The organism is Actinomycetota bacterium (assembly GCA_012837825.1).
Taxonomy (GTDB): Bacteria; Actinomycetota; Humimicrobiia; order Humimicrobiales; family Humimicrobiaceae; genus Humimicrobium.
This window is the reverse complement of the sequence record DUQM01000013.1, coordinates 1-8,181: the sequence shown is the minus strand read 5'-3', so window position 1 is coordinate 8,181 and position 8,181 is coordinate 1. Positions and strand designations below refer to the sequence as shown.

Annotated in this window: 7 protein-coding genes; all 7 read left to right on the top strand. The window is 38.5% G+C overall.

All coding sequences use genetic code 11. From position 1 onward, the window contains the following. Window positions 1-238: 238 nt before the first annotated feature. Window positions 239-565: a MerR family transcriptional regulator gene (locus GXZ93_01110; GenBank protein HHT78391.1), complete on the top strand. Its 327-nt coding sequence runs from the start codon at window positions 239-241 to the stop codon at window positions 563-565. 105 nt (window positions 566-670) lie between these two features. Next, window positions 671-2,605 carry a molecular chaperone DnaK gene (dnaK, locus tag GXZ93_01105; protein HHT78390.1) on the top strand — a complete coding sequence of 645 codons (1,935 nt, stop codon included), beginning with the start codon at window positions 671-673 and terminating at the stop codon, window positions 2,603-2,605. A 36-nt stretch (window positions 2,606-2,641) separates the two neighbouring features. Then, window positions 2,642-3,082: an Hsp20/alpha crystallin family protein gene (locus GXZ93_01100; GenBank protein HHT78389.1), complete on the top strand. Its 441-nt coding sequence runs from the start codon at window positions 2,642-2,644 to the stop codon at window positions 3,080-3,082. Window positions 3,083-3,195: 113 nt separating this feature from the next. Further along, the gene (locus GXZ93_01095; protein HHT78388.1) at window positions 3,196-4,224 is read left to right on the top strand and encodes a J domain-containing protein; all 1,029 of its coding nucleotides are present in this window, start codon (window positions 3,196-3,198) and stop codon (window positions 4,222-4,224) included. Window positions 4,225-4,235: 11 nt separating this feature from the next. Further along, the gene (gene clpB / locus GXZ93_01090) at window positions 4,236-6,827 is read left to right on the top strand and encodes an ATP-dependent chaperone ClpB (GenBank protein HHT78387.1); all 2,592 of its coding nucleotides are present in this window, start codon (window positions 4,236-4,238) and stop codon (window positions 6,825-6,827) included. A 111-nt stretch (window positions 6,828-6,938) separates the two neighbouring features. Beyond that, window positions 6,939-7,802 carry an HAD-IIB family hydrolase gene (locus tag GXZ93_01085; GenBank protein ID HHT78386.1) on the top strand — a complete coding sequence of 288 codons (864 nt, stop codon included), beginning with the start codon at window positions 6,939-6,941 and terminating at the stop codon, window positions 7,800-7,802. Between the two features lie 93 nt (window positions 7,803-7,895). Further along, the coding region (locus GXZ93_01080; protein HHT78385.1) for a hypothetical protein at window positions 7,896-8,181 on the top strand (286 nt) is incomplete at its 3' end.

Here is an 8,181-nt window from a genome sequence, read left to right as displayed (position 1 = left end):
TATCGCTAAATATTTAATTATCTAATCAATTTTAATGGAAAAAAATAAAAAATATAGTATTTGAATATATAAATATTGAATTTTATATATTTGTTGCTATACTTATAATCAGTAAAAATATTTTTCACTTAAAAGTAAATTGTAATTTAATTAAATAAGAAAAAATATTTAGTATTTGTTGACAAAAATTTTTTTATTGGCTAATATTATATTAGTTTAAGAAAGTGTGGCGGATTGTATGTTTAATGAAGTTGATAAAAGCTATCCAATAGAGCTAGTAGCTGAGTTTCTTGGGATAAACAGCAGGACTTTATACTATTATGAGAAATTTAATCTGGTTTGTCCGCTCAGGAGGGGAAGGAAAAGATATTATTCCAAGGAGGATATTAACTGGCTTGAATATGTCCGTGAGCTAATGTATGAACAGGGGATGAATCTGAGATCGATAATAATACTCATCAAGAGAAGAGACGCTGTCATACTGGACAGATGCCCGGAAGATGTTGTCCTTTGCTACAAAAATTATCTGGCAAGGAAAGAAAACGGCAATAAGCATACGGAATAAAATTATTTCAGGCCGGTCCGGATAACTTTAAAGATTTCTTAAATTTATAATCATTAATTTAAAAAATTGAAAGTATTTTAATAAAAAAGAAAGGTTGATCAAATTATGGGAAAAGCAGTTGGAATTGATTTGGGAACAACTAACTCATGTATTGCAGTTATGGAGGGCGGTAATTCTGTTGTAATTGCGAACAGCGAAGGCGGAAGAACGACCCCTTCAGTTGTGGCGTTTACTAAAAAAGGTGAAAGGCTTGTTGGTCAGCTTGCAAAAAGACAGGCGGCTTTAAATCCTGAAAATACCGTTTATTCCATCAAGAGATTTATTGGAAGACGATATGATGAAGTTGTCAGTGAGAGAGAAACAGTATCCTATACAGTAACCGGAGGCAAAAACGGACTTGCAACCGTCAAGCTTGCTGACAGGGAATATACTCCTGAAGAAATATCTTCAATGATATTGCAGAAATTAAAAGCTGATGCCGAGTCTTATCTGGGAACAGAAGTAACTGATGCAGTTATAACGGTTCCTGCTTATTTTAATGATGCTCAGAGGCAGGCGACGAAGAATGCAGGTAAAATAGCAGGACTTAATGTATTAAGAATTATAAATGAACCTACTGCAGCTGCGCTTGCATACGGACTTGACAAAAAGAAAGAAGAAAAAATACTTGTCTTTGACCTTGGAGGAGGTACCTTTGACGTTTCAATTCTTGAGGTTGGAGAAGGTGTTTTTGAAGTAAAAGCAAGTCATGGAGACATGCACCTGGGTGGAGACGATTATGATAACAGAATAATGAATTATCTTGCAGATGAATTTAAAAAGGAACAGGGAATTGACTTAAGGCTTGACAGACAGGCTCTGCAGAGGCTTATAGAAGCATCCGAAAAGGCAAAGATAGAGCTTTCAAGCGTTATGGAGACCAATGTAAGCCTGCCGTTTATAACTGCAGATGCCAATGGTCCCAAACATCTGGAAACGAAGATTACAAGGGCAAAATTTGAACAGCTTTCAGCTGATCTGACTGAAAGATGCAGAATTCCCATGGAAAAAGCTCTTGCTGATTCAGGACTTAAGATTTCTGATATAGATGAAGTTATTCTTGTAGGTGGAGCAACAAGAATGCCTGTTATACAGGAACTTGTGAAAAAGATAATAAACAAAGAGCCTAATAAGAGTGTTAACCCGGATGAAGTTGTGTCTGTTGGTGCAGCTATTCAGTCAGGCGTGCTTAAAGGAGATGTCAAGGACGTTGTTCTTCTTGATGTGACTCCTCTTTCTCTGGGCATTGAAACTCTTGGCGGGGTAATGACAAAACTTATTGAAAGAAATACGACCATTCCTACAAAGAAAAGTGAAATATTCACCACTGCTGCAGACAACCAGACCAGTGTGGATATTCATGTTCTTCAGGGTGAGAGAGAATTTGCGCGAGATAATAAGACAATTGGCAATTTCAGACTGGATGGCATTCCGCCCGCTCCAAGAGGAATTCCGCAGATAGAAGTAACATTTGATATAGATGCAAACGGAATAGTAAATGTTATGGCAAAAGATACTGCAACAGGAAAAGAGCAGAAAATAACCATAACAGCGACTTCTCATCTTTCTGATGATGAGATAAATAAAATGGTCAGGGAAGCAGAATCCCATGCTGCGGATGATAAGAAAAGAAAAGAATTTGTTGAAGTGAAAAACAGGGCGGACGGACTGGTTTATCAGACCGAGAAGTCCCTGAGAGAATATGGCGACAAAGTGCCGGCTGATATGAAAACAAAAATAACTTCCCAGATAGACAGTGTTAAGAAAATAATGGAAGGCGAAGATGCGGATGCCATAAAGAGAGAAACTGATGCTCTGGAGAAACTTGTAGGTGAAATGTCAACTCTTCTTTATCAGCAGACAAGTTCACAGGCAGGGGGAGCAGGTCCTCAGAGCCAGCCGGGCACAGATGGTTCGCAGGCAGAAAGCCAGGCTGACGGGAAGGCGGCGGATGAAGATATAATAGATGCTGAGTTTGAAGCAAAAGACGATAAAAATTAATAAAAAGGTATAGTAATTTAAAGGAGGGGGATTAATATGCCTATAGTAAGATGGGATCCATTCAGCGATCTTGTACAGCTCAGAGATGATATCGGAAGATGGTTCAGTGGAACCGACAAAGAAGGAAAGCCGGAAAGAAAAGGCTCAGTCTGGTCTCCTGATGTAGATATAAAGGAGACAGAAACAGAAATAATTATTAAAGCTGATCTTCCGGGAATAAAAAAAGAAGATATTGAGGTTTCACTTGATAACGATCTTCTGGTAATCAAGGGTGAAAGAAAGTTTGAGAAAGAGGAAAAGGAAAAAGATTTTGTAAGAGTTGAAAGAAGTTACGGCTCTTTTTACAGATCTTTCACCGTCGGAGTACCTGTAAAGGAAGAGGAAATAAAAGCTTCCTATAAAGAAGGGGTGCTGGAAGTAAATATTCCAAAAGCTGAAATCAAGAAAGCTAAAAAGGTTGAAGTTAAAACAGAATAATAATTATATTATTAAGTTGAAAAGTCGATAATAAAATTAATATTTCCTGCCCATGTATTTAAAGACATGGGCAGGAGCTTTATATGAAAGAATAATTTATACGGTGGTTTTAAATGGTTGACTATAAGGATTATTACAAGATCTTGGGAGTTGACAAAAAAGCTTCTGCTGATGAGATTAAAAAGGCATACAGAAAACTTGCAAAAATGTACCATCCTGATGCTAATAAAAACAACCCGGCAGCAGAGGAAAAATTCAAGGAAATAGGCGAAGCTTATGAAGTATTAAAAGATGCAGAGAAGCGTTCGCGCTATGACCAGCTTGGCTCAAACTGGAAGGCATACTCAAGAGCAGGCGCAGGTCAGCAGGGATGGCCCGGCGGGGCTCAGTGGCAGCAGGGTTCAACATCTTATGATTTCCAGGGCAGCGGTTTTGATTTCGGCAATCTGGGAAGCGGATTTTCAGATTTTTTTGAAATGTTCTTCGGAAGAGGGTCGGATCAGAGGTTCAGCGATTTTTCATCCGGGTCAGCACGTCAGGCAGGAGCAAAGCAGAACCAGAGAACCAGCTGGAGAAGCAGAAGAGCAGCAGCAAAAGGCCGGGATGTGGAATCCAGGCTGACAATAACTTTAAGAGAAGCATACCTTGGCACAGAGAGGACTTTCAAGCTTCAGACAGCAGAAGGAAAGTCAAGAACTATTAATGTCAAAATACCCAAGGGCATAAAAGATGGCGGCAAGATAAGAGTTACAGGTGAAGGCGGCAAGAGCCCGAATGGCGGAGTTGCCGGAGACTTGTATCTTTTTGTGGAAATAGCTCCCCATCACTTTTTTACAAGAAAAGAAAATGACCTTTACTGTGAAATACCGGTAACCATAAAAGAAGCTGTATTCGGGGCTTCCATTGATATTCCTACTTTTTCAGGAAGTATTACGGTAAAGCTTCCGCCTGGAACTCAGGCTGGAAAAACGCTCAGGCTCAAAGGTAAAGGGATGCCTTTTATAAAAGGAGCAGATAATGGCGATCTTTATGCAAAGATAAGAATAGTCATACCGGAAAACCTTAGTGATGAACAGAAAAAGCTGCTCGAGGATTTTTCAAAAAAATATGACGAAAATCCAAGGGCTAAAATAATGGTTTAGAGGTGATTTGTATGCAATTTGATAAATTTACCATAAAAGCACAGGAGGCGATTTCTGCAGCCAATACAATTGCGGTTGATAATGGCAATCAGGAAATCGCTGACGTACATTTAATGAATGCGCTTTTGGATCAGAGTGAGGGAATAATCCTTCCGCTGATTGAAAAAATTAATATAGATGTTTCAGAGATGGCAGCAGTATTTAAAAAAGAGCTGCAGAAATATCCCAAGGTATCAGGGGATAATGTGCGGGTATATCTAAGTTCCGAGCTTGGCAACACATTAAATATTGCTGCAAAAGAAGCTCAGCAGTTAAAAGATGATTATGTAAGCACGGAACATCTTCTGATTGCTCTTTCTGAAAGTAAAAGCAGAACAGGGGAGATTTTAAAAAGAAGCGGAATTACGAAGCAGAAAGTTTATCAGGCTCTTGTAGAAATCAGGGGTAGCCAGAGAGTTTCGGATCAGAATCCTGAAGATAAATATCAGGCATTACAGAGATTTGGAAAAGATGTAACCGAACTTGCAAGAAAAGGCAGACTTGATCCGGTAATCGGCAGAGATGATGAAATCAGGAGAGTTATTCAGGTTCTTTCCAGAAGAACAAAAAATAATCCTGTTCTTATCGGTGAGCCGGGAGTAGGCAAAACTGCAATAGTTGAAGGTCTGGCTCAGAGAATAGTATCAGGGGATGTTCCGGAAGGCCTTAAAGATAAGACTGTTTTTGCTCTTGATATGGGAGCTGTAATTGCCGGAGCGAAATACAGAGGGGAATTTGAAGACAGGCTGAAGGCAGTTTTAAAAGAGATAATCAAGTCAGAAGGAAAAATAATCCTGTTTATTGATGAGCTTCATACGGTTGTGGGCGCAGGAGCAGCTGAAGGAGCGATGGATGCATCTAATATGTTAAAGCCCATGCTGGCAAGAGGGGAACTGCATATGGTCGGTGCAACTACTCTGGATGAGTACAGAAAGCATATTGAAAAAGACGCAGCCCTTGAAAGAAGATTTCAGACTGTACTTGTACGCGAGCCTGATGTTGAGGATACTATTGCAATACTGAGAGGGCTCAAGGAAAAATATGAAGTACATCATGGGGTAAGAATAAAGGATTCTGCGATACTTTCGGCAACCATTTTGTCCAACAGATATATCACAGACAGATTTCTGCCTGACAAGGCAATTGATCTTATCGACGAAGCTGCTTCCAAGTTAAGGATTGAAATAGACAGTATGCCGACAGAAATAGATGAGATAGAAAGAAAAATCAAGCAGTTTGAAATCGAGGCACAGGCTTTAAAGAAAGAGAAAGATGCATCTTCTGTAGAGCGTCTTGATAAAATAAAAAAGGAGCTTTCAGAGCTTAAAAGCGCCAGCGACACAATGAAAGCGCACTGGCTGAAAGAAAAAGATTCAATAAAAAGCATTCAGTCGGTAAAAGAAGAAATTGAAAAAACAAAAACCGAAGCAGAACAGGCTGAAAGGGAAACCAATCTTCAAAAAGCAGCTGAACTGAGATATGGAAAATTAATGGAACTGACGAAGCGCCTGAATGAAGAAAATTTAAAATTGTCAGAACTTCAGAAAGACAAAAAAATGCTTAAAGAAGAAGTGGATGATGAGGACATTGCCGAGATTATTTCAAAATGGACCGGAATACCTCTTTCTAAACTGATTGAGGGAGAAGTTGAAAAACTGGTTCTTATGGAAGACAGGATAAAGGAAAGAGTAATCGGTCAGGATGAAGCAATATCGGTAGTTTCAAATGCCATTAGAAGGGCGCGTGCCGGTCTTGGAGACCCAAACAAGCCTATCGGCTCTTTTATCTTTCTTGGACCTACAGGAGTCGGCAAGACTGAGCTTTCAAAAGCTCTTGCTGAATTTCTTTTTGATGACGAACGGGCAATGATAAGGATTGATATGTCTGAATATATGGAAAAGCACACAGTTTCAAGGCTTATAGGAGCTCCTCCGGGCTATGTTGGTTATGAAGAAGGAGGATACCTGACAGAAGCTGTAAGAAGAAGACCTTATTCAGTCATACTTCTGGATGAAATAGAAAAAGCCCATCCTGACGTGTTTAATATACTTCTTCAGATCATGGATGACGGCAGGCTTACCGACGGACATGGAAGAACTGTAGATTTCAAGAATGCGGTTCTTATAATGACTTCCAATATCGGAAGCCAGCATATAACCGAGCTGGGCAGGAAAGAGGAAAAAGATATAGAGAATATGGTTCTTGACGCGATGAAGAATTATTTCAAACCGGAGTTTCTAAACAGGGTTGACGATATAATAATTTTCAACAGGCTTGGAATCGAAGAAATCAAAAAAATAGCCATTATACAGTTTAAAAAACTAAAAAGCATGATAGAAAGCAGAAATATCAAAATCGATATTTCAGACAAGGCAAAAGAACTTGTGGCCAAAGAGGGATTTGACCCAATTTATGGCGCAAGGCCTCTTAAGAGAGTCATACAGAATGAGATCCAGAATGTTCTGGCAATGAAAATCTTAAATGGTGAAATAAAAGAAGGAAATACAGTTATTATAAGCACAACCGGGCCGGAAGATAAAAAGCTTGATTTTAAAATAAGCTAAGATTTTCAGTTCTTGCGGTTATTAAAGATGGAAAACTGCAGGGTCTTTTCACCAAAACAGATATAATGCAGTTTTTGAAAATAAAATCAGAAACAGCCGGGTGAAGAAAATATGGAAATGAAGTTTTTTCGGGATTATAAAGAAAAAATCAGAAAAGAAATCAGAGATATAAAGGCAGTCTATAGTGATTGCGACGGAACGCTTTTTAATGATAAAGGCAGCATAATAAATGATGCTGAAGGATTGTATTTTTTTGGCGCTGTCAGCTGTCTTGAATTGCTGCATTCCTGCAATATAGATCTGGTCATGATTTCCGGGAGAAACAGGTACCAGTTAAAATATAATGCGCAGATGCTTAACCTGTATAATTATATTGCTGAACTTGGAGCCGAAGTAGTTTATAATAGAGGCAGGGAAGTACACCGGACTTATAATAAAGAAAATTTCAGGCATGATTTTACAAGCCTGGGCGAAGACTTCCGGAATGTTGTCAGACTTATGAAAAACAGTTTTCCATCTAAAATAGACTGCCGGCCTGAATGGAACAAAAACAGAAATACAAACATTCTTTTCCTGGGAGAAATCGATGTGGAAAAAGCAAACAGAATTCTTGCTGAAAACGGATTTGAAGATTCAATGATTATGAACAACGGGCCTACTTCTCTTTATGCTGCAGAATTTCCTGACTGCAAGACTTATTTTTATAATCTTATGCCAAAAGGTGTGGATAAATCCAAAGGTGTAAGGGCAGACAGGGAAATAAGAGGTTTTTTAAAAGAAAACTGCCTTGCTCTGGGTGATTCTGCTGAAGATCTGAAAATGGCTGATGAAGTGAAGTTCTTTTTCTTAATGAATAATGATATTCACGAAGAAGATCATATTATCAAGGCTCTTCCGAATTATGATAATGTTTTTGTAACAGAAAGAAAAATGAACAGGGGATGGGAAGAGGTAATAAGGTATCTGTTTAATTGACCTCATTTGTTATTTTTATTTTTAAAAATAAAATATAATAAGTTCAGAGTATTATAAAATTTAATAAAATTTTTTAAGAAGAAGAAGGAAAAGATGGCTGATTTTATCAATGAGTCCCCCGGAAAAGAGTTTACGATGCTGCTTAAAAAGATCGGAAACGCAGACATAGTAGTCGGTATTCCGACATATAATAATGAAACGACAATATCAAATATACTGAAAAACTGCGGAGAGGGGTTGAAAAAATACTACCCGGAACTTAAAAGCGTTATCCTTAATGCTGACAGTGATTCCGAAGACAGAACCACAAATACAATACGGAAGACAATGCTGCCAAAAGGGATTGAATGCATATCGACAAAATACTCCGGAGTAAAGG